Annotated in this window: 15 protein-coding genes; 4 read left to right on the top strand and 11 right to left on the bottom strand. The window is 70.3% G+C overall.

All coding sequences use genetic code 11. The features are described 5' to 3' along the window. Positions 1-15: 15 nt before the first annotated feature. The 4 genes from HW445_RS01030 to HW445_RS01015 all read right to left on the bottom strand — a co-directional run bounded on the left by HW445_RS01030 (position 16) and on the right by HW445_RS01015 (position 5,244). Entirely contained in the window at positions 16-975 is a 960-nt protein-coding gene (locus tag HW445_RS01030) for an MBL fold metallo-hydrolase (RefSeq protein ID WP_180219116.1), read from the bottom strand. A gap of 132 nt (positions 976-1,107) precedes the next feature. Continuing rightward, positions 1,108-2,514 carry an aldehyde dehydrogenase family protein gene (locus HW445_RS01025; protein WP_308798063.1) on the bottom strand — a complete coding sequence of 469 codons (1,407 nt, stop codon included), beginning with the start codon at positions 2,512-2,514 and terminating at the stop codon, positions 1,108-1,110. 173 nt (positions 2,515-2,687) lie between these two features. Then, the gene (locus HW445_RS01020) at positions 2,688-4,307 is read right to left on the bottom strand and encodes an FAD-binding oxidoreductase (protein WP_180219114.1); all 1,620 of its coding nucleotides are present in this window, start codon (positions 4,305-4,307) and stop codon (positions 2,688-2,690) included. A gap of 55 nt (positions 4,308-4,362) precedes the next feature. Then, positions 4,363-5,244 carry an oxygenase MpaB family protein gene (locus HW445_RS01015; RefSeq protein ID WP_180219113.1) on the bottom strand — a complete coding sequence of 294 codons (882 nt, stop codon included), beginning with the start codon at positions 5,242-5,244 and terminating at the stop codon, positions 4,363-4,365. A gap of 199 nt (positions 5,245-5,443) precedes the next feature. Here HW445_RS01015 and HW445_RS01010 point away from each other — a divergent pair, with 199 nt between their 5' ends. Next, positions 5,444-6,343 carry a LysR substrate-binding domain-containing protein gene (locus tag HW445_RS01010; RefSeq protein ID WP_180219112.1) on the top strand — a complete coding sequence of 300 codons (900 nt, stop codon included), beginning with the start codon at positions 5,444-5,446 and terminating at the stop codon, positions 6,341-6,343. A gap of 345 nt (positions 6,344-6,688) precedes the next feature. Here the strand turns inward: HW445_RS01010 and HW445_RS01005 are convergent, their stop codons facing one another. From HW445_RS01005 to HW445_RS00995, 3 genes are all read right to left on the bottom strand, one after another. Next, positions 6,689-7,135 carry an NUDIX domain-containing protein gene (locus tag HW445_RS01005; protein WP_180219111.1) on the bottom strand — a complete coding sequence of 149 codons (447 nt, stop codon included), beginning with the start codon at positions 7,133-7,135 and terminating at the stop codon, positions 6,689-6,691. 168 nt (positions 7,136-7,303) lie between these two features. After that, positions 7,304-11,074, bottom strand: coding sequence for a S8 family serine peptidase (locus HW445_RS01000; protein WP_180219110.1), 3,771 nt, complete (start codon positions 11,072-11,074; stop codon positions 7,304-7,306). A gap of 250 nt (positions 11,075-11,324) precedes the next feature. Continuing rightward, positions 11,325-12,848: an MFS transporter gene (locus HW445_RS00995; protein WP_180219109.1), complete on the bottom strand. Its 1,524-nt coding sequence runs from the start codon at positions 12,846-12,848 to the stop codon at positions 11,325-11,327. A gap of 97 nt (positions 12,849-12,945) precedes the next feature. Here HW445_RS00995 and HW445_RS00990 point away from each other — a divergent pair, with 97 nt between their 5' ends. After that, positions 12,946-13,836, top strand: a complete 891-nt coding sequence (locus HW445_RS00990; protein ID WP_308798050.1) for a helix-turn-helix transcriptional regulator — start codon at positions 12,946-12,948, stop codon at positions 13,834-13,836. Between the two features lie 173 nt (positions 13,837-14,009). Here HW445_RS00990 and HW445_RS00985 read toward each other — a convergent pair whose 3' ends face one another. Beyond that, positions 14,010-14,906 (bottom strand): hypothetical protein, encoded by an 897-nt coding sequence (locus HW445_RS00985; RefSeq protein ID WP_180219107.1) that lies wholly within the window; start codon positions 14,904-14,906, stop codon positions 14,010-14,012. Between HW445_RS00985 and HW445_RS00980 the strand changes: the two genes are divergently transcribed. Further along, positions 14,905-15,354: an Lrp/AsnC family transcriptional regulator gene (locus tag HW445_RS00980; RefSeq protein WP_180219106.1), complete on the top strand. Its 450-nt coding sequence runs from the start codon at positions 14,905-14,907 to the stop codon at positions 15,352-15,354. The genes HW445_RS00985 and HW445_RS00980 overlap by 2 nt on opposite strands. A 209-nt stretch (positions 15,355-15,563) precedes the next feature. Here HW445_RS00980 and HW445_RS00975 read toward each other — a convergent pair whose 3' ends face one another. The 3 genes from HW445_RS00975 to HW445_RS00965 form a co-directional block, all read right to left on the bottom strand. Then, positions 15,564-17,528 (bottom strand): ATP-binding domain-containing protein, encoded by a 1,965-nt coding sequence (locus HW445_RS00975; protein WP_218956447.1) that lies wholly within the window; start codon positions 17,526-17,528, stop codon positions 15,564-15,566. 83 nt (positions 17,529-17,611) lie between these two features. Continuing rightward, on the bottom strand, positions 17,612-18,436 hold the full coding sequence (locus HW445_RS00970) for a helix-turn-helix transcriptional regulator (RefSeq protein ID WP_180219105.1): 825 nt from the start codon (positions 18,434-18,436) through the stop codon (positions 17,612-17,614). 284 nt (positions 18,437-18,720) lie between these two features. Beyond that, positions 18,721-19,278, bottom strand: a complete 558-nt coding sequence (locus HW445_RS00965; protein WP_308798047.1) for a gamma carbonic anhydrase family protein — start codon at positions 19,276-19,278, stop codon at positions 18,721-18,723. Positions 19,279-19,521: 243 nt separating this feature from the next. On the opposite strand from HW445_RS00965, the gene HW445_RS00960 reads away from it, so the two are divergent. Further along, a partial coding sequence (locus HW445_RS00960; protein WP_308798045.1) for a beta-ketoacyl synthase N-terminal-like domain-containing protein occupies positions 19,522-21,081 on the top strand: 1,560 nt, incomplete at its 3' end.

Raw genomic sequence — 21,081 nt, 5'->3', positions numbered from 1 at the left:
CTGCTCCGGTCCCGGTCAGCCCTGGAGCTGGGCCCAGACCTCGCGGTCGCGCTCTGCGGTCCAGATGCGCGGCCACTCGGTCCCGCTCAGCTCGTCCCACAGACGGGAGACGTCGAACGGCAGGCAGTGCTCGAAGATCGGCCAGCCGCCGAACTTCGGCGCGAGGGCGGTGTGGCAGGCCTCGAACGCTTCCTTCAGCGTGCCGCCTCGTTGCTGCACGGAGCGGACCTCGTCGATCATCGTGGTGAGGAAACCACGGGTCTGGCGGATGGCGGCGTCCACCGCCTCCGTGCCACGTGCGACGGCGCCGCGGCCGCCGACGAGCTGCTCGGCTCCGAACGCCGCGATCCGGTCCAGCGTGCCGGCTGACCACTCCTGGTGGAACGCGTCACCGGTGTACAGCGCGGCCTGTGCCTCGACCAGGTCGCCGGCGAAAAGGATCTTCTGCTGGGGCAGCCAGGCGACGATGTCGCCCGCCGTGTGGCCACGGCCGACGTGCTGGAGAACGAGTTCGCCCCGGTCGCCGCCGAGGTCGATGGTGAAGGTGTCGCTGAACGTCACCGTCGGCCGGGTAAGGCCCGGGATCGAGTCGGGCTCGTCGAACAGACGCGGCATCCGGCCGAACTCCGACTCCCAGTCCTGCTGACCGCGTTCCTCGATCAGGAACTTGGTCTTCTCGTGGGCGATGACCGTCTCGGCGTCGAAGGCGCCGGCTCCCAGCACGCGGACCGCGTGGTAGTGGCTCAGGACGAGGTAACGGACCGGCTTGTCCGTGTGCTCGCGCAGCTTGGCCAGCCACTTCTTGGCGGCGACCGGCGTGGCCAGTGCTTCGAAGCAGATGAGGAAATCCTCGCCCTCGATCGCGCCCAGGTTCGGGTCACCCTCGGCGGTCAGTGCGTAGACGCCGGGAGACAGGACCTCGAGGGTCTGCTCCTTGGCGGACAGGTCGGCGGACGAGGCGAACGGCTTGGTCATGAACGTGTCCTGTTCTGTTCTGTCAGTGGGAGGGGCTCATAGGAGATGCCGAGGTTCCCCGCGCGGCGGACGCGTCGCTGTGCCGGCCGTCACCGGCATCTGGACGGCCCGCCGCCTCCAGGGACCTGGGCGTCAGAGCGGGTACTGCGCGGGTTCCCGGCGCAGCGTGACCCAGCGGGTCTCGGTGAACGCCTCGATGTCGGCCTCCGCACCACCGTGGCGTGAGCCCGTACCCGAGGACCTGACGCCGCCGAAGGGGCTGTTGGCCTCGTCGTTGACGGTCTGGTCATTGATGTGGACGATGCCCGTGGGTATCCGCTGCGCGAGCTCGAGACCCGCGAGCGCGTCCGCCGTCACGATGCCGAGCGAGAGACCGTACTCGGTGTCGGCAGCCAGTTCCGCCGCCTCCTCGTCCGTGGCATACGGGATGACCGAGACGACCGGACCGAACACCTCCTCGGCGTACACCGTTGCGTCCCTGGGCGGATCGGCTATCACGGTGGGGCGGTAGAACAGACCCTCGTAGGTGCCGCCCGCAGCGACGGTCGCGCCCCGCTCTGCCGCTTCCCGCACCCACGTGTGGATACGGTCGCGCTGGGCCTCGTCGATCACGGGACCCATGTGGACCTGGTCGGCGGCGGGGTTGCCGACGACCATGGATTCGGCCTTCGCGGCGAGCTTGGTCACGTAGTCGTCGTAGAGGGACTCGTGCACGATGTGGCGGCCGATCGACATGCAGATCTGGCCCTGGTTGAGGTAGTTGCCCCAGGTGGCGAGGTTGACGGCCTTGTCGACGTCCGCGTCATGGCGCACGATGAACGCCGAGTTGCCGCCGAGTTCGAGGTGCGCGCGCTTGAGATGACGCCCGGCCAGTTCGCCGACCGAACGCCCCGCGCGGGTGGAACCGGTGAACGCGACGACGCGGACCCGCGGGTCCTCGACGATCGCCGTGCCGACCTCGGCGCCTCCCGGCAGGAGCTGCAGCAGCCCCTTCGGCAGCCCCGCCTCCTCGAAGATGCGCACCATGGCGACGCCTCCGGTGACGACCGTGCGCGGGTCCGGCTTCAGCAGCACGGCGTTGCCGAGCGCCAGCGCCGGCGCCACGGCGCGGATGCCCAGGATCAGCGGCACGTTGAACGGCGATATCACGCCGACCACGCCGGCCGGCACACGCTGGGAGAACGACAGCCGGGGCTCGTCGCTGGACAGCATCTGCCCCAGCGGATGCGACGGAAGAGCCGCGGCCTCATAGCACTGCGAGGCCGTCACATGTGCGGCGAAGCCGGCGAACGGCGGGATGGAGCCGACCTCTCGCACGTTCCATCCGATGATCTCCTCGGCGTGCTGTTCCCACAGGGCCCCCGCCCTCCGCAGCACCGCGGCACGCTGGGAGGGGGGCAGGGCTGCCCACTGCCGCTGTGCGCGCTCGGCGCCTTCCGCCGCACGGGCCACGTCCGGGACGCCGGCGAGTCCGACGGTGGCCAGCACGTCACCGGTGGCCGGTTCGATCGAATCGAGGGTGCCGCCGACGCCTTCCACCCAGGCGCCGTCGAGATGGATGCGTCCGGTGAAGGTGCGGGAGTCGAGAAGCGGCGGGGTCGCCACCTGTATTGCTGCGTTGTTCACAAAAGTTCCTGTCGTGCGATGCGGCGGGTGAGGGCGGGCAGGTGCCGGGTCGCGCAGCGGTCCGCGACGAGAGCCGGCACCGTCCCCTAGGCTCCGGCGCGGCGGAAGTCGCCGGCCGACGGCCATATCCCCTGCTTGCCGGGGGACAGGACGCCACGGGGGTCCAGGGCATCCTTCAGTCTCTGGTTCAGGCGCTGCTGGGCATGGTCGTTGAAGTCGAACTGGTCGGCGATCCGATCCATGAACTGCAAGTGGCCGCGGTACTCGCCGTAACCCATCGCCGCGGATTCGGCGATCATCTCGCCGGTCACCTCGAAGGTGCGCCGGACCTCCTCGGGGTCCCCGGCGTTGTAGATGATGAGCGCGAGCATCAGCATGCTGCGCGCGGTGAGCGCGTAGGCGGCGCCGTAGTCCTTGCCCATCCGGGCACTGCCGCGCTCGAGGAGCTGGTGGATCTCGCGGGCGTCGTCGGAGGTGAGCGGGAAGATCGGTGCGAAGCCCACGTGACCGGGGCGCTCGTACCCGTACCAGTCGAGCATGCGGAGCAGGTCCATGTTCGGGATGCCCGCGACCGCCTGGTCGGGCGGGAAGACGTCCTCGTGCCGCACGTCACCGGGGTACTCCCGCGAGACGTACTCGGTGCCGGGAATATGGGCGACGGCCTCACGGATGAGACGCTCGTCCACGTCCATCCGGTCCGGTTCGCCGTAGAGGCCGATCCGCGCGTTCCAGTTGCCGAGCCCGTAGGCGGCGCGCATCGCCGCGCGCACGTCGTCGTCGATCGGCGCCGTGCTGTCGTGCCAGTCCTCCTTCTTGCTGAGGGCGGTGAGAATTGCCGTCAGATTCATGATCAGCACCCGGTTGGTGATGGTGCCGTCCATGAGGAGGGGCCGCAGGGCGTCGACGAGCGCGTAACCGGCTTCGTCGGTCGTCGCGTGGATCCACACCGACCGCCAGGCCTTCGGCCGCGGCTGCATCCACAGGCCCATCTTGGTGACGATGCCGAAGTTCGACTGCATGAACATCTCGTCCAGGCGTGGACCGAAACCGCGCTGGTGGGTGTGGAAGTTCTTGCTGTTCGACTGACCGCCCATGCCGGTGCGCACCAGGTCGCCGTCGGCGAGGACGATCTCCATCCCGCACACCTGGTCCGCGTGCTCGCCGTAGGGGGTGTATCCGAGGCCGTGCTCCAGCGTGTTGCCCAGGACGGAACCCCAGCTGAGGTCCGGCACGCTGGTCCACAGGGCGATGTCGTTCTCGAGCAGGTAGGCGTTGAGCTCGGCGAAGCTGACGCCGGGTTCCACCACGGCGTACCCGAACGTCTCGTTGACCTCCAGCACCTTGTTCATCCGGCGCAGATTCACGATCACGGACCCGGGAACGCGGGGGGCCGCGCCACCGTAGCCGTTGTTGCGCCCCTGCGACCCCGTCCACAGCGGCACGCGGTGTTCGTTGGCGATCCTGACGATCTGCCGGACCTCCTCGACGCTCCCGGGCTGGACGACGTACGAGCCGCGGCTGCGGGGCGCCTGCAGGGTGTCGTAGGGATCGCTGAAGTCGCGGGCCACCGGCTCGCCCTCGATGACCCATTCCTCGCCCACCGCGGCGGCGAAGGCGGCCTTCGCACGCTCGGCCCGCTCGGCGACGGTCGATGTCTCGCTGTTGAAGGACCCGTCCTCCAGGGACTGGTCGTCGACAACCGTCATGATCTCTCCTGGCTCCGTTGTCAGGGTGACGTCTTCTGAGGTCTTGATGCGGTCTTCAGGGCCGCGGGGCAGGGGTGAGGGGGTTGGCGCGTTCGCGGGCGATGTTCTCCTTGCGCCACCGCTGGTGCTTCTCGCCCGCCAGTACCTCGCTCATCGGCACCTTGTTGTCGGGCTTGAAGTGGTCGAGCGCGAAGAACACGGCCTGGAAGACGCGGTGCACCAGCCACACGCCGAAACGGTTGGCCGGCGGCAGCTTGTGCCGCTCGGCGACCACGGGGGGAACGAACGCCATGACGACGAGGCGGCCGACACGGTGCAGCGACCGCGGAAAGAAACGCTCGTTGAACTGCTTGATCATCAGCTCGCAGAGCTTCCGCCCGTTGGGCGCGTCCGGCCAGTCACGCCGCTCGAACTCCTCGGCGAACTCCCACAGTTCCCGGTAGCTCTCCGGGAAGGAGTGCAGCGGCCCGTGCAGACCCTCCATCTGCGCCGTGATGTCACGCCAGAAGTGGTGCCACGCCCTCTGCACGTGCTCCGGCTGCGGCGGCGCTCCGACGCGCCGACGCATCCGGTCCGCGCCGACGGCCAGGTTGCAGGTGGTGAAGATCCAGTCGTCGTTGTTGTCGAACGACTTCGGATAGTCCTTGTACAGGTGGGCGTGCAGACGGTTCAGACGCTTGAGTGAAGCCTGCACGTCGGGGTGGGCGGGGCCCTTGAAGAACCACTGCCAGAAGAAGTCGACGGTGTCGATGTAGCGGGTCTGCGGCCGCTTCTCCGCCTTGCTGGTGCCGATCATCACCTCGGAGCCGCCGGGCGGCACCGTGTTGCTCATGAACCCGGTCGCGTAGTTCAGGTTCATGATGAACTCGTTGAGCTTGTGGTCGGCGATGAGCTGGACGATGCGGGGATAGTCGGACTCGGGATCGAGTCGTGCCACCTCGTCGTCCACCCATCGTGCGGGGCGTCTTTTCGGACCGCCTCCTCGGCCGGCACGCGGCCTCGTCAATTCCGCCATGGACTCAGGTCCCTTCCGAGTGTCGTGGCGTGGGGTACGAGGAGTCTGCGCGAGCCGCGTAACATCTCTCAAACACCTGTATTCGCTGAAACTCAGTGGCTGAATCAATGAGCGAGGGGCCATGACCGCCGACTTCACCCTGCGGCAGCTCGCGTACTTCGTGGCGGCCGCGGAGACGGGGACCACGGCAGCTGCGGCGAAGCGCTTCTACATGAACCAGTCCTCGATGTCCGCCGCACTGAGCGAACTCGAGACGTCACTGGGCGTGAAGTTGTTCATCCGTCGTCGGGGCAAGGGACTGGAGCTCACCAGCAGCGGCCGGGACCTGCTTCCCGAGGCGCGTCGGCTGGTACGCGAGATCGACGAGTTCGCGAGCTGGGCAGGTTCGCTGCAGAGCGAGCTGCGCGGACGGCTCGTCATCGGCTGCTTCGACACCATCGCCCCAGCCTTGCTGCCACCCCTCCTGAAGGGCTTCGCGGAGCTCCATCCGGACGTGGAGGTGGACTTCCTCGAAGGCGGGCAGAGCGAACTGCAGGAAGCACTGCTCGACGGACGCATCGAATTGTCACTCATGTACGACTACGGGCTGCCGGCATCCTTGGACCGGGTGGTGATCCGCCGACCCGCGCCGAACGTCCTCGTCCCTGCGGACCATCCGGTCGCCGCCCTCGACGAGACAGACCTCCTGGGACTCGCCGACGAGCCGTTCATCATGATCTCGACCGCCCCCGCCAAGCAGCTCATCACCGCGGTGTTCCAGGCCGCGGGAGTGACGCCGAAGGTCCGCTTCTCGTCCGCGAACTTCGACCACATCAGGGCCTTGGTGCAGCTGGGGATGGGTTACTCGATGATCTCCCAGTCCAGTGGGCTCCAGCCGTTGCACTGGAACGACAAGGTGGTCGCGGTACCGGTCAGCGGCCCGGTACCCCACGAACAGCTCGTCGCCGTCCTGGCCTCGCGTGACCGCCTCACCCGCCGCGCCCGCGCCTTTCTCGACCACTGCCTGCGTGATCGCGCCTGACGACGCAGGCCATCACCCCGGGCAGCTTGTGCGGCACCGCTCTCTCGCACGACACCGCCGGCGAGCAGTCCGGGCTGCCCCTCGGGCCCAGCCGCGGACCCGCGCAGGCTGCCCGCAGGGCACCACTCCTCCGAGCCGCCAACCGCCGACGGTCACGTGGGCACCCGGCCGCCTCAGCATCCCAGGGAAGCGTAATGAGCCCCGGCACTGATGACGGTCTCGTACTCCGCGAAGGAGGTCGGGGTCGTGCAGGACCCCGCGACCTGGACGGCGTCGCGTACGCCGCAACGCTCCACGTGGCCCCTCCCCCGCTTCACGATCACGGCGGTGACGGAACAGGGCGCGTCAGGCGTCGGCGAGGAGGCCGTTACGGCGGAGAAGCGGCAGAACCTGGTCCCGTACGGCGGGAGCCAGCCGCAGGTCCGGCTCGTCACCGGTGATCCACCGCATGTCCGCCAGTTCGGCGGCGGGGCGAGGAACCCCGTTGATGCCCGCCTCGAAGACGGTCATCCTCATGGGAACGCCTTCCAGGGCCGCCTGCGCTTCGATCTCGGCCAGGAACCGCGGCTCGACCGGAGAGACCCCGAGTTCCTCGTCGAGCTCCCGGGCCAGGGCCTCCATCGGCTCCTCGCCGGCATCGGGCTTCCCGCCGGGCAGGTAGAACGTCTCGGGAGCCGCCTTCTTGCTCACGACGAGAAGGCGCCCTTCCTGGACGATCGCGGCGGCCACGACGATGAGAGGTCCTGCCCCGTCGGGGCTCCCGGAGTGCGCCGTCCCGGCAACGTGTGTCATACACGCATTTTCCCACACAGCCTGTCCCCGCAGGTCGGCGCCCCCATGTCGCGGACCTGGGGGCGCTGACCCGGGGGCCGACGGTGTCGGCCCCGTTTCGGGTCCGCCGGGCGTCCCACCCCCGCGAGGGTGGGACGCCCGGCGGACGACCTGCCGGTCGGCGTGTGATCAACGCACCGCGTAGGCGTCGTCCACGGTCTGGCTGACGGAGTTGCCGTTGGCGTCGGTCAGCTCGGTCCTCAGGGTGACCGTCCGGCCGGAACCCTCGGCGTGGTTCACCGTCGCGTACCAGCGGCCGTCCTTGTGGGCGGTGGCGGCCCGGGTCCAGGTCTGCCCGCCGTCGTAGGAGTAGGAGGCCTTGGCCTCCTCCAGCTTGCCGGGGGTGTACCCGGCGTGGCCGGTGACGCTCAGCCCGATCTCCTGGCCGTTCTCGGCCGCGAGGGTCTTGAGCCCGTCGCTGTCCAGGTCGTAGCGGGGGAAGAGGAGCGGAATGCCCTGCGAGTACACGTTCTCGTCCCGCGCGGAGCGGAACTTCCAGGTGGTCTCGGTGTGCGGGGAGCGCTTCCACACGGCTGCCGGCGAACCGAACTTGTAGGTGTTCAGGGTCATCTCGTACGCCGCGTCCTCGGCCGGGACGGTGAAGACGCCGGACGGCCAGGCGGACTCGCCGATCACCTCGCCGCCGCTGCTGAGCCGGATGCTGCCCATGTCGCCGAAGGAACCCTGGATGCCCATGTGCTCGGTGTCGGCCCAGAAGCCCGGGGCGACGCCGATCAGGTTGTCCTGACGCTCGGCGGCCAGGGCCTCGCTGCCGTCACCGTTCAGCGGGGTGCCCGGGGCGAGGATGCCGCGGTACCAGTTCTCGGTGCGCCGCGCGCCGGCCGTGTAGGTGCGCTGCGGGTCCACCATGGCCTCGCCCCAGGGGAAGCTGGAGGAGACGTAGCGCTCCCAGGCGGTGCCGTCCGTCGTGTAGTACTCGGTGCGCCTGCCGGGGACGGCGACGGTGTCGATCGTTCCGCTGGAGAAGCGCCCGCCGTGCGGGCGGGTGAAGACGGCGGTGTCGGTGTAGTCGGCGTCGACGCCCATCGCCTCGTAGGTGGCCGTGGACTTCGCGAGCTTCCTGTCGCGGACCCTGTACGTGCGGTCCGAGGTGATCGGGCCGTCCTCGGGGAAGAGGAGGTTGTAGACGAACGGGCTGACGGCCGTGCCCTTCCAGCGCAGCGTCACCGGGCCCTCGGCCAGCGCGGCCTTCAGGCCGTCCGCCTCGCTCTTCTCGATGCCGAGGGCGGGGAGCGGCGCTGTGCCGTACCCGACGGACGGCTGCCACGGTCCGTCGAGGTCGCGATGGGCGACGACCGCCTTGGCGCCGGCCGCCTTGGCGTTCCGCGCCTGGACGGACAGCTGGGTGGAGGTGCCGACGCCGACCAGGGCGATCTTGCCCTCGACCCCCGCGGCCTGCAGTTCGGCGGCGGTGCCGGTGCCGGCGTCGACGAGGGCGGCCTCACCGGTGCCGTCGAGGTTGACGGAGCCGCTGCCGGCGGTGCGGGCGTGCAGCTGCGGGCCGCCGACCACCGACAGCTCCTCCAGCAGCGGGGCGTAGGTCCGCCAGGAGGAGGCGAACTCGAACTCGCCGTCGGAGGCCCGGCCCTGGACGTCGACCAGGTAGGTCTCGACGAGGCGGCCCGCGGACATGGAACCCGTGTGCATCCACACGTCGTCCCAGGTGCGGCCGAAGGTGAGCGTCGTGGAACGGCTCTCGGAGACGTGGTCCTCGGTCTTCACCCGGAGCTTGTGGGCCTTGCGGGCGTCCAGGACGACGGTGGTGTCCTTGGTGACGTCCAGCTGAGGCCTGGCGAGGTAGGCGAGGGAGTCGATCGCCAGGCCGGCCTCGTCGTCCGCGTCCGGCGTGGTGACGAAGCTGGAGACGAAGTAGGCGCCGGGGCGCACCTGGAACACCTGGTCGGCGGCGCCGTCGTTGTAGCGGCGGGCGCCGGTGGCGTCGTCGGTGCCGATGAGGTCGATCGAGGACATGCCGCCGGCGGGCTCACCCGCGGCGTCGACCAGCTTGACGCGCAGGGTGACCGTCTCCGGGCCGACGTACAGGGAGAACGGCGTGGAGACCTTGACGCCGCCGGCGCCGGTGGCGAGCACACGTCCGGTGACGTCACCGTACTGGGCGGCCTTCAGCTTCGCCGTCGGGTCGACGGCCAGCGGGACCGTGACGGTGGCCCCCGCCGGGACCGTGACGGTCTTCGCCTTCAGCTCGGCGACGCCGGAGCGGACGGCGGAGCCGTCGTTGCCGGTGACGCCCTGGACCTTCAGCGACAGCTTGACCGGCTCGGTGCCGGAGTTGGTGTACGGGACCTCGACCGTGGTGCGGTCGCTCCTGTCCTGCGGCCAGTTGAACGTACCGGCCTGGACGGCGGGAGAGCCGAGAAGGCCGGTGTCGACGGCTGCCTTCACGTCGAGACGACCGGCGCCGGTCTCCCGGACGTCACCGGGGATGTCGCTCTTCGCCGAGGACACCAGGGCCGACTTGATCTGCTGGGGGGTCCAGTCGGGGTGGCGCTGCTTCACGACGGCCGCGGCGCCCGCGACGTGCGGGGCGGCCATGGAGGTGCCCGACATCGAGCGGTAGGCGTAGACCCCGCGGCCACCGGTGGCCGCGGCCGAGATGGAGACACCAGGAGCGGCGATCTCGGGCTTGAGGGTGTGCGCGTGGGGCACGGGGCCGCGGCTGGAGAACTGGGCGGTGGAGTCGTCGCGGTCGACGGCGCCGACGGTGAGCACGCTGGGCGCGCAGCCGGGCGAGGAGACGGTGTTCAGGGTCGGACCGGCGTTGCCCGCCGCGACCACGAACAGGGCGTCCGTGCTCCGGGCCAGTTCCTCGGCGGCGACGCTCATCGGGTCGGTGCAGTCGGTCGGTCCACTGCTGCCGAGGCTCATCGAGACGACGTCGGCGTCCTGTTCGACGGCCCACTCCATGCCGGCGATGATCCACGATTCGGCCCCGGAGCCGCCGTCGTTGAGGACCTTGCCCGAGAGGAGGTCGGTGCCGGGGGCGACGCCCTTGTTCCTGCCGTCGCTCGCCGCACCGGAGCCGCCCACCGTGGAGAGGGTGTGGGTGCCGTGGCCGTTCCGGTCGCCGTCGGTGTCGGAGTCGGTGAAGTTCTTCGACGCGACGACCCGGCCCTCCAGGTCGGGGTGCTCGGCGTCGACACCGGTGTCGAGGACGGCGACCTTGGTTCCCTTGCCGTCGTACCCGGCCGCCCACGCGAGGTCGGCGCCGACCTGCTTCGTCGACCGGTCGAGGGTGGTGGTGACCTTGCGGTCCAGCCAGAGCTTCTTCAGGCCGGCCGCCGAGCGCGAGCGCTTGTCGGTGACGTCCGCCCAGAAGTCACTCGCGTCCTTCTTGTCCGCCTCGAGTCCGACACCGTTGATGATGTCGAGGCCGACCATGCGCTCGGCGCCGCGGGGGGTGGCGGGGCCGGAGCGGGCGGTGCTCTCGCCGTACACGGCGATCAGCGGCAGCGAGGTGGAGTTCGCGTCGTCGTAGCCCTGCCTGATGAGCCCGGTGACGTTGAACAGTTCCTCGTCGACCGTGCCGGCGGCGAGGGCGCCGACCGCGGTGTCCGGGTAGGCGTAGAGGTCCATACCCGACTGCCGGGTCTGCAGGAGCGGGACGGTTCCGTCCTCGCGCGGCAGGGCCGTGACGGAGGCGTTGCCCGCGCCGTCCCTGCTGACCAGCACCTGGTCACCGGTCACCAGGGTGACGGTGACGGGCTTGCTCTCCTCGGCCGCGGCGGTGGCACTGCCCACCAGCGGTCTCTTCGCGTTCGTCGCGTCCTGCGGTTGTGCCGCGGACGGAACGATCGCGGTGACGGCCAGGACAGCGGCAGTGGCCGCCACTCCCAGTGCCGTGCGCGATATCGGACGCATCGCTCTCCCCAAGTGGAACCTGCATGTCATGGCGCGACGGCGGCATTCCGGAGGTCGCCGATGCCGCGGTGGCGCCACATTGTCAGAAGTCACCGCCACCGGAGGGGAGTTGGGTGTGGCGGGTTTACGCATTGACCTCTATTCGCCAATCGTGGGGGCCCTGGATCTGGCGACACGGTGCCGGGGTTACGCCCCCTCAGGTCCGCGTGTGGCCGGCAGCGGTCGTCCGGGCATGCGCTTTCGCGTCCCGTCACGCCTTGCTCTCCATGGGTGCCTGCGCGTGCCTCTCATGGACCTCGGAGGTCCGCTGTTCCCGTGCCGGCCTGGGGAGCCGGCGCAGAGCAGCCGTTCCCAGGGCGGCGTGCAGGAGGCTCGCCACGAGCACGACGACGTGCAGGCCGGTGACGAAGGCGGACTTCGCATCCTGGATCACGGGTGCGGGCAGGGAAGGCGACTGGAGCGTCTCGTCGAGGGTGGGGGCGAGGTCCGGGCCCTGGAGGCGGAAGAGCAGCGCGGCGAGCGAGCCGAGGAGCGCGATGCCGAGGGCGTTGCCGATCTCGTTGCTGGTCTCGGCGATCGCACCGGCCGATCCCGCCCGCTCCGCCGGGACCGCGCCGACCGCGGTGTCCGCGACGACGGCGAAGGAGATTCCGTATCCCAGTCCGGCGATCACGGTCGAGGCGACGTACCAGCCGATCCCTCCGGTGACCGAGACGGGCAGCAGCAGCAACAGGCCGCCCGCGATGGAGAAGTGGCAGACGAGGAGAGCGGCCCGCTTGCCGATGCGTTCGGCGACCGCCGGCGTGACGACGCAGGAGAGGATGAGGGCCGCCGCGCCCGGGAGGGCCAGGAGTGCCGCTTGCAGGACGCCCAGGCCCAGTACGGACTGGAGGTGGACGCCGGACAGGTACGCCGTGGCCGACCAGGCGGCCAGCGGCAGCAGACCCGTGATGACGGCGATGGTGAAGACGCGGTCGCGGAAGAGGGAGAAGTCGATCAGCGGGTTCTCGAGGCGCCGTTGGCGCCGGCCGAAGAAGATCAGTACGGCGGTGCCGGCGACGATCGTGGTGATCGGGAGGGCCGAGATCCCGTCGGCGGCCCAGTGCTTGACGCCGTGGATCGTGAGCAGCAGGCCCCCGGCGGAGGTCACGACGCTGAGGGGGTCGACGCGGCCCGAACCGCCCGAGCGGACCTCTCGGAGGAGGACCGGGGCGAACCCCAGGAACACGGTGATGACGGGGAGGTTGACGAGGAAGACCGAGCCCCACCAGAACTGGCCGAGAAGGGCACCGCCGATGACCGGGCCGATGGCGAAGCCGGCGGCGAAGGCCGCGGCGAAGATGCCGATGGCCCGGGCCCGGCGACGGGGGTCGGGGAACAGCTCGCTCAGTACGGCGAGCGCCGAGGGCAGCAGGGTGGCACCGGCCACGCCCATGAGCGCCCGGCAGACGATGAGGAGTTCGGGCGTCGGAGCGAACGCGGCGCCGGCTGAGCCGAGTCCGAACACGGTGGCGCCGGTCATCAGGAGCTTCAGCCGCCCGTAGCGGTCACCGATGGCGCCGAAGGCGACCAGCAGGGAGCCGACGGCGAAGCCGTAGACGTCCAGGATCCACAGTGCCTGGTCGGCGGTGGGTGAGAGAGCCTGGCTGATCCGGGGCATCGCCAGGAACAGGATGGATCCGTCCATGGAGACGAGGAGGACCGGACCGAGGACCACCGCGAGCCCCATCCAGGCCCGCGGTCCGGGTGCGTCGTGCGCATGCTGTCGAGTCATGGTGCCGACACTCGGGCAGGGCGTGGCCGACAGCCATGCCCCTGGCGTGGGTACACCTGACAGGTACACCCACAGAGCGGGCGAGCGCCCTACGCTCGTGTGCGTGGAGAGCCTCGGAACGTTCCTGAAGAGCCGTCGTGACCGGGTCACCCCGGCGGAGATCGGTCTGCTGACCTACGGCACCTCCCGCCGGGTCCCCGGTCTCCGGCGGGAGGAGCTCGCCCAGCTCGCCGGGGTGAGTCCGGGGTACTACACCCGTCTGGAGCAGGGGCTGGCCGAGACCGCCTCCGACCAGGTGCTCGACGCGCTCGCCCGGGTGCTCCGGCTCGACCAGGTGGAGACGGCCCACCTGCACAATCTCGCACGGCAGTCCGTGAGGCCGGGTCTGGGCGAACCGCCCCGCGAGGAGCCCCATCCGCGGGTGCTGACCCTCCTGGACTCACTGGGCGAGGCCACGCCCGCGGTGGTGCTCGGCAGGCGCGGCGACGTTCTCGCGTGGAACCGCACCGGGCACGCGCTGGTCGCCGAGCACGTCCCCTTCGAGGCGCCACGAACTCCGCAGGGGCGTCCGTCGGTCCCGAGGATGTTCTTCCTGGACCCGCACACCCGCGACATGTACCGCAACTGGCCGGATCTCGCCAAGGTCCACGTCGCCTATCTGCGCCTCACCGCGGGCCGCTACCCCACGGACGCCCGGCTCGCCGGGCTGATCGGCGAACTCACCATGCACAGCCCGGACTTCGGTGCGATGTGGGCGACGGGTGACGTCTCCGACTGCACGACGGGGACGATGCACCTGCAGCACCCCACCGTCGGCGCGGTGAGCGTGGACTACCAGGTGTGGCTCCAGCCCGACAGCCCCGATCACCGCGTCGAGATCTACACGCCCAACGACGCGACCTCCGCGGACGCGTTGCGCGTGCTGCACCAGCACAGCGGCCGGGACGACGAGCCGGAGCCGAGGACCGGACGTGCCGAGCAGCCCTGAACCGCCCGCGCCTCTCCGAGGCCGTGCCGGACGACTGCCTCCGCCCGGGCCGCACTACTCGTCAGAGGGCCGCCGGCGACCGTGCCGGCGGCGGTCCGGAAGGGGTGGTGTTCCGGAAAAGGGTGGTGTTCCGAAAGGGTGGTGTTCCGCTCCGCCGGGGCGGTTGGCGGAGGTCAGGTGTGTGAGCGTTCCGGCCAACCGCGGAGGCTGCGGCGGATCAGCTGGTCGACCAGCGTCATGGCGGCAAGCCCCAGGAGCATGGCGGGCGCGGTCCCGCAGGGAACCAGGGCGGCCGCCACGGTGAGAAGGAAGGCCAGGGTGCCTCCGGCCGAGGTCATCGCCGCGTGGCTCACCGCGGCGGCCGCAGTGGCGCCGCCGGTGCGGTGGGCCGAGGGCGTCATCACCATCAGCAGCACGGGCAGTGAGGACAGCACACCGCCCAGGAACGGCCCGGCGGCCCGAGCGACGCCGGCGGCGCAGAGGACGGTGAGCGCCGCCAGCATCATGCGCACCAGGATCTCCCACGAAGGATCGGGCAACGCCCTTGCCCTCACGGTGGCAGGCGGCCAGGTGAGCAACCCCGCGACAGTGACGGTCGCGGAGAAGAGCGCGGTCAGCCACACGTTCCCGCTCAGGGTGCCCACGGTCGCACCGACCGCCGCGACGCCGAGGGCGCCGAGCAGCGTGCCGGCAGGGCGGAAACGGTGGGCGAGCCGCCCGTAGGCGAGGCAGAAGCAGACCACGACCAACTGCCCCGTCACGCACCCGTGAGCGGCGCGGGAGGCGGAGGCGGTACCGCTCTCCAGGCACACGAGCAACAGGAACGGACCGGTGCTCGTAGGAGCGCCCATGAGCCGACCGCCCGTGGCAGGCCCCGATCGGCGCGCGGCCAACGAGACGCCCAGGACGAGCAGGGGTGCCAGAGCGGTGCGGGCGAGGACGACTTCCATGTCTGTGATGGTTTCACGGAAGAGGCCGAGATTGCTTCGGAAAGAGTGGCTGTAACGGGGTCCACGCCGAGATATTCTCGGCTGGATCAGCGAATAGCCGAGAAATTCGAGGTGCACCATGGATCGTGTCGACCAGGAGATCGTCGCCGCCCTTCTCACGGACGGGCGCATGACCTACCAGGAGCTGGGGCGCCAGGTGCGACTCTCCTCGAACAGCGTCGCCGACCGGGTGCGCCGTCTGCAGGCCTCCGGAGTGATCTGCGGCTTCCAGGCGAGACTCGGCCTCCGCGCCCTGGGCAGGAACATGGAGATGATCAGTGACATCCGCCTGAGGGACGGTGTGGACCGGGAGGCCTTCGAGGCGGGGCTCCAGGAGGTGCCCCAGATCGTTGCGGCCATGCGGCTGACGGGTGAGTACGACTATCAACTACGCATGGCCTGCTGCGATTCGCGGGAGTTCGAGACCGTCATCGATCACTTGAAGGCGGATCTGGGCGTTCAGCGACTGCACAGTCGCCTGATGCTGCACGAGGTGCCTCTCGGGGGTGACCGCCTCGTCAGGTCGTGAACGGGACACTCGATCAAACGGGACACCCGATCAGATGACGTGCCCCGCGCAGGACCGTTGTCCGGCGTGCTGGACCTCAAGGTGCACACGCTCCTGCCGTCCTCGCCCGAGGCATGGCGCGGCCTGCCCCTCCGTGCGGGCGACGCCGGGCACGGCGACCGGCGGCCGCGGATGCTTCGGCGGCAGGAACGACGTGCTCGGACGACCGTTCATACAGGCAGATGCGGGCTCGGCCGGCCGGTGTGGGTCAGGGTGAGCCTGTGCAGCGCACGGGTACAGGCGATGTACAGCAGCGAGCGGTCGGCGGGGCGGTGGTATTCCTCCGCGGAGGCGAGCGCGACGATCACCTCGTCGAACTCCAATCCCTTGGCGAGTGCCACCGGAACGACCGTGACGTCGTGCGTGAGGGCGCTGTCGGAGCCTGCCGCGGCCAGGCCGATGCCGTCCAGCTTCTCCGAGAGGTGCCGCCGCAGGTCCTGCGCCCGCACGCGCGTCCTGGTGATGATCGCGAGACGGCCGCGCCCTGCGTCGCGGAAACGCTGGACGGCCTGGGCGATCCACCCGGTCTCCGCGTCGCGCGTTGCGAAGCCGAGCACCGTCGGCTCGTCACCGTGGCGGTCGATCGTCGTGATCCGCCGCCCCTGGATCCTGGCGGCGTACCGCATGATCTCGGCCGTTGAACGGTAGCTGCGCCGCAGTTCCCTCACTCGCGCGCCGTGGAACACTCCCGCCAGGTCGTCCAGGGTGTAGTTCTCGGTGTTTCCGAGGACCTGGCCGACATCTCCCAGTACGGTCATGTCGCATCGGAAGATCTGTCGCAGCACCGCGTACTGGGTCGGTGAGTAGTCCTGCATCTCGTCGATCACCAGATGCTCGACGCGCTCGTCGGCGACGATGCCGTCGAACCTGCCCGAGACGAACAGGAACGGGTAGACGTCGGCCCACTCCAGCGTTCCGGCCGTCGGTGTCCGCAACGTCGCCGGGGCATCGGCACGGTGATACAGCTCACGGTGGAGCGCCGACGCGCTCTTGACGGTGAGCATGGAGGTGAGTTCCTTCGCCACCTCACCGGGGCGCGGACGGGTCGTGGCGAAGGGCCGCTCGTCGCGGTCCCGTGCGCAGAGGAACTCGGCCATGGCGCGAAGGCGTCGCCGCACCGGAAGTGGATGCATACGGCCGTAGAGCGCGCGCAGTTCGTCGGCGTCCAGCTCGCACCCCTTGAGGCGCAGGCCACGGGGCTGGAAACAGCGTGCGAGCTCCTCGTCCACTGCCCTCTCCAGCCACTGCTGGAAGGACAGTGAGGACTTGGCCACGGCCCGTTCCCGCACTTCGTCGTCGCCGGGTTCGACGGGGTCGACCGGGGCCGTGAAGCTCAGACGGTGCCGCTTGAGCCGGGCGTGGGCGATGCCGGTGAGCTCGAGTGCGGCAACCGGTTCCTCTCCCAGCTCCGGCAGCACTTCGGACACGTACGCGGCGAACAGACCGTTGGGCGAGAGGATGGCCACGTTGCCCGCCTGCAGGCGGCCACGGCGACGGTAGAGCAGGTAGGCGATGCGGTGCAGCGCGACGGAGGTCTTCCCGGATCCGGCGACTCCCTGGACGACGAGGGTGGTGTCGGTCTCGTTGCGGATGATCGCGTTCTGCTCGCTCTGGATGGTGGCGATGATGGAACGCATGCGGGCATCGGTCGTTCGCCCGATCTCCTCCAGCAAGACCTCGTCGTGTACCGCGTCTGCCGTGTCGACGGCGAAGCGCAGCCGCCCTTCCTCGATCTTGATCTGGCGCTTGCCCTCCACCAGGCCGTGGATCCTTGCGGCGGGCGCTTCGTAGCCTGCTCTGCCGACCCCGGCCTCGTAGTAGACACCGCCCAGCGGCGACCGCCAGTCCACCACCGCCGTGCCCTCCTCGTCGTGGAGTGTGTGGCGCCCGATGTAGTGGATCTCGCGTGCGCGTGTCGCGTCCGGAGTGAAGTCGAGGCGGGCGAAGTAGGGAGTGTCACGCATGGCCTCCAGCCGCTCCCGCACACGCATGGCGTGACCGCCCTCGGCGTCGATGTCCCGCAGGAGGAGCTCGTTCTGATACATCTCGGTCGGATCGATCTCCCCCCGGTTCTCGGCCATGTACGTCTTGACGTCGCGGTAGTTGCCGTCGTGGGTCCTGAGAGCCTCGGTCACCGCATCGATCTTGGATTCCAAGCGGTGAAGGACGGTGGCGAGGTGGTCGGCTTCCGTCCGGTGGACATCCGACGACGCAGGTATCACTGAGGTGCTCCAGGCGGTACGAGTTCGAGTAGTTGGGTGGGGTAGCCGAATTCCACGCGCAGCTGCGCCGGGCGGAATCCGAGGCCGAGCAGTGCTCGCCGGTGTCCGAGGTCGGCCCTGTCGCCCTCCCGAAAGGTGGTGACGGAGAGCCGCGGGTGGTCCCGGGCGGCCGCCTCCACCAGTGCGGGCAGCACCGTCGACGCGCGGGCCAACGGGTGAACGGCGAGGTAGTCGATGTGGCCGGTCGCCGGATCGACGACCAGCGCCGCCGCGTCCTCCCCCTGGTGGTGGGCGACCATGACGTGCCGGTCGGGAAGCTGCCGGCGCATGGCAGCGGTGTGCCGGTCGGGGTCGATCGTCGGCAGCATGTCGGCCGCTGCCAGTGACAAGGACAGAAGCAGGTCGGCGCCCGCCCGGTCGGATGTCTCCAGGTCCCCGGCGCTTCGGTTGAACTCCCACGCGGCTTCACCGAACCGGTACGGAACGAGCAGCGGGAAGAACCGCTGCGCCCGGCGCCAGGCCGCGGGAGGTAGGCCGTAGTGTGCCGAGAAGGCGTGGGTGAAGGACTGCTGACCGCCGAATCCGTGGCGCAGGGCGATGTCGATGACGGGTTCGGACGTGTGCGCCAACGCTCGCGCGGCCTCGGTGAGACGCCTGCGCCGCACATAGGCGTGCAGGGTCAACCCGAAGGTCCGACGGAAGGCGCGATGGAGGTGGTACGGCGAGAAACCCGCATGGGACGCGATGCGATCAAGGCACAGGTCGGCGTGCAGCGAGCGTTCGATGAACTCGATCGTCCCGGCATGGTCGGCCGGTCGCATGCGCCACCTCCCGAGGCATGTGTCCTTGTCCGGACGTTTTGTTGCGGTATATGGACGCGTCCAAGGCTAACCGGCCGTTCGGCGTCCTGGTTTGCTCGATCTTGCGCAACGGCGACCTGTCCGGCGCGCCCCCCTCGCGTCCCCGGGGAACCCGCGCGAGGGCTGCGTGAGCGTGGTGGGGCGCGGGACGGCGCACCTCCGCCGGTGGCGCTTCGTGACGTTGGGTGACACCGGGCGTCCGGCGGAAGCGGGTCCGGCCGACGGCCGGACAAGGCCGACCGGGCTCAGCGGGCCACGCCCGCCACGTTCCCCCCGTGCAGGTCCGCCAGCCCCCTGTACACCTGCGCCGCCGTAGTGATCGCGTCCAGGTCCTCGTCGGTGGCGGACCGCACGATGGTGGCGGCGGGGCCGGCCACCACCGACCTGGCGGGGATGTGCCGGTGCTGGGGGACGACGGTGCCGGCCGCGAGGATGCACCAGGGCCCGATCCGGGCGCCGTCGAGCACGATGGCACCCATGCCGACCAGGACGTCGTCCTCCACATGGCAGCCGTGCACGGTGGCGTTGTGCCCGATGGTGACGCGCTCGCCGATCCGCACGGGGAAGCCCGGGTCCGCGTGCAGGACCGCACCGTCCTGGATGTTGGACCCCTCACCGACGTCGACGGTGTCGAGGTCGGCGCGCAGGACGGCGTGGTGCCAGACGCTCACCGCGGCCGCGAGGCGTACCGCCCCGGCCAGAACGGCCGTGGGGGCGACGAAGGCCGTCGGATCCAGCGTGGGCGCCCTTCCCGCGACCTCGAGGACGTATGGCCGCCCGTCGGCCCTGTCCGCTCTCTCCACCGGGGTTCCTTCCGTCCGTACCGTTTGCGCTTCCGCCGGACCTCGTCCCGTCCGGCCGGGGTTGCCGCAACCATGACGCACTGTTGCCGTCCGGTACCGCATTCGAGGGACAGCGATGCCGTTTATCCACCTGTTGGCGGGTTTTGAGGCCCCACTCACCCAACCCGTGGTAACTCAGGGTAGCCGTTCAGGCTTTCGCGGCCTCACGCCCAGCACCCCCAGCGCATCGCCAAGGAGACCTCCGTGCCGCCGAATTCCGCTCAGTACCACCCAGAAGACGCCGTCGCCGTCGTGGGCGCCGCCTGCCGGCTGCCCGGCGGTATCGACACGCTGGACGCGCTGTGGTCCGCCCTCACGGAAGGACGGGAGCTCATCGGTGACGTGCCGCCCGACCGCTTCGATGCGAGCCGCTGGCTGGACCCGGAGCCGCGGCGCCCCGGCAAGACGTACATCGCGAAGGGCGGTTTCCTGCGGGACGTGCAAGGCTTCGACGCGGAGTTCTTCGGCATCTCGCCCCGCGAGGCCGCACGCCTCGACCCGCTCCAGCGCATGCTGCTGGAGATGGCCGTGGAGGCCGCCGACGACGCCGGTTACACCGCCGACCGGCTCGCCGGCTCGGACACCGCCGTGTACGTCGGCGCGAGCAGCCAGGCGTTCTCGCTGCTCCAGGGGCTCGACCCCGCGAGCGTCGACGCCCACACGATGACCGGCGGAGCCATGGGCAACACCGCCAACCGCGTGTCGCACTTCCTGGGCCTGCACGGCCCCAGCCTCGCCGTCGACACGGCGTGCTCCTCCTCACTCGTGGCCCTGCACCACGCCTGCGAGGCGCTGCGTCACGGCCGCTCCGGCATGGCGCTGGCGGCCGGCGCGCACCTGCTGCTGAGCCCGGTGGAGTTCGTGGGGTTCTCCCGGGCGTCGATGCTGTCGCCGACCGGACGGTGCCGTCCGTTCTCCGCGGACGCCGACGGATACGTCCGTTCCGAGGGCGGCGCTCTGGTGGTCCTCAAGCCCTTGGCGCGGGCGCTGGAGGACGGCGACCGGGTCCTGGGTGTGATTCTCGGCAGCGGCGTCAACTCCGACGGACGCACGCCGACGCTGGCCCAGCCCAGCGCAGACGCGCAGGAGGCGCTTCTGCGCGAGGTCTACGCGGCCGCCGGGGTGGACCCCGGCGAGGTCGCCTACGTGGAGATGCACGGGACGGGCACGCCCGTGGGCGATCCCGTCGAGTGCCGGGCGGTCGGCCGGGCCCTGGGCGCCGCGCGGGCGGAATCCGCCCCGCTGCCGGTGGGTTCGGTGAAGGGCCAGTTGGGCCACCTGGAACCGGCCTCGGGAATGGCGGGCCTGCTCAAGGCCCTCCTGGTGCTGCGGCACCGGCGCGTCCCGCGGAGCGTGAACGCCCTGCCCCTCAACCCGGCCATCGACTTCGACGGCCTGCGCCTGGCCCCGGCCGTGGAGAGCACACCGCTGCGGGTGCCGTCCGGCGGGCGGGTGGTGGTCGGCGTCAACTCGTTCGGCTTCGGGGGCGCCAACGCGCACGTCGCCCTCGCCGGGCCGCCGGCACAGCCCCCCGTCCCCTCCCCTGCTCCCGTGGGCGACGCGGGTGCCACGGCTCCCGCCGTGGAGGCCGTGGCAGGCACGCGGCTACCCGTGCTGGTGTCCGCGCGGACCCCGCAGGGAGCGGTCGAGGCGGCGCGGCGGATGGCCACGCGTCTGCGGCGATGCCCGCCGGAGGAGTACTACGACCTGGCGCACACCTCCGTGGTGCGGCGTGGACGGCACGAACACCGGGCCGCGGTGCTG

This window comes from Streptomyces sp. UH6 (assembly GCF_013421635.1).
In the GTDB taxonomy this organism is placed as follows: Bacteria; Actinomycetota; Actinomycetes; order Streptomycetales; family Streptomycetaceae; genus Streptomyces; species Streptomyces abyssomicinicus.
This window is presented reverse-complemented; position numbering and strand designations above follow the sequence as displayed.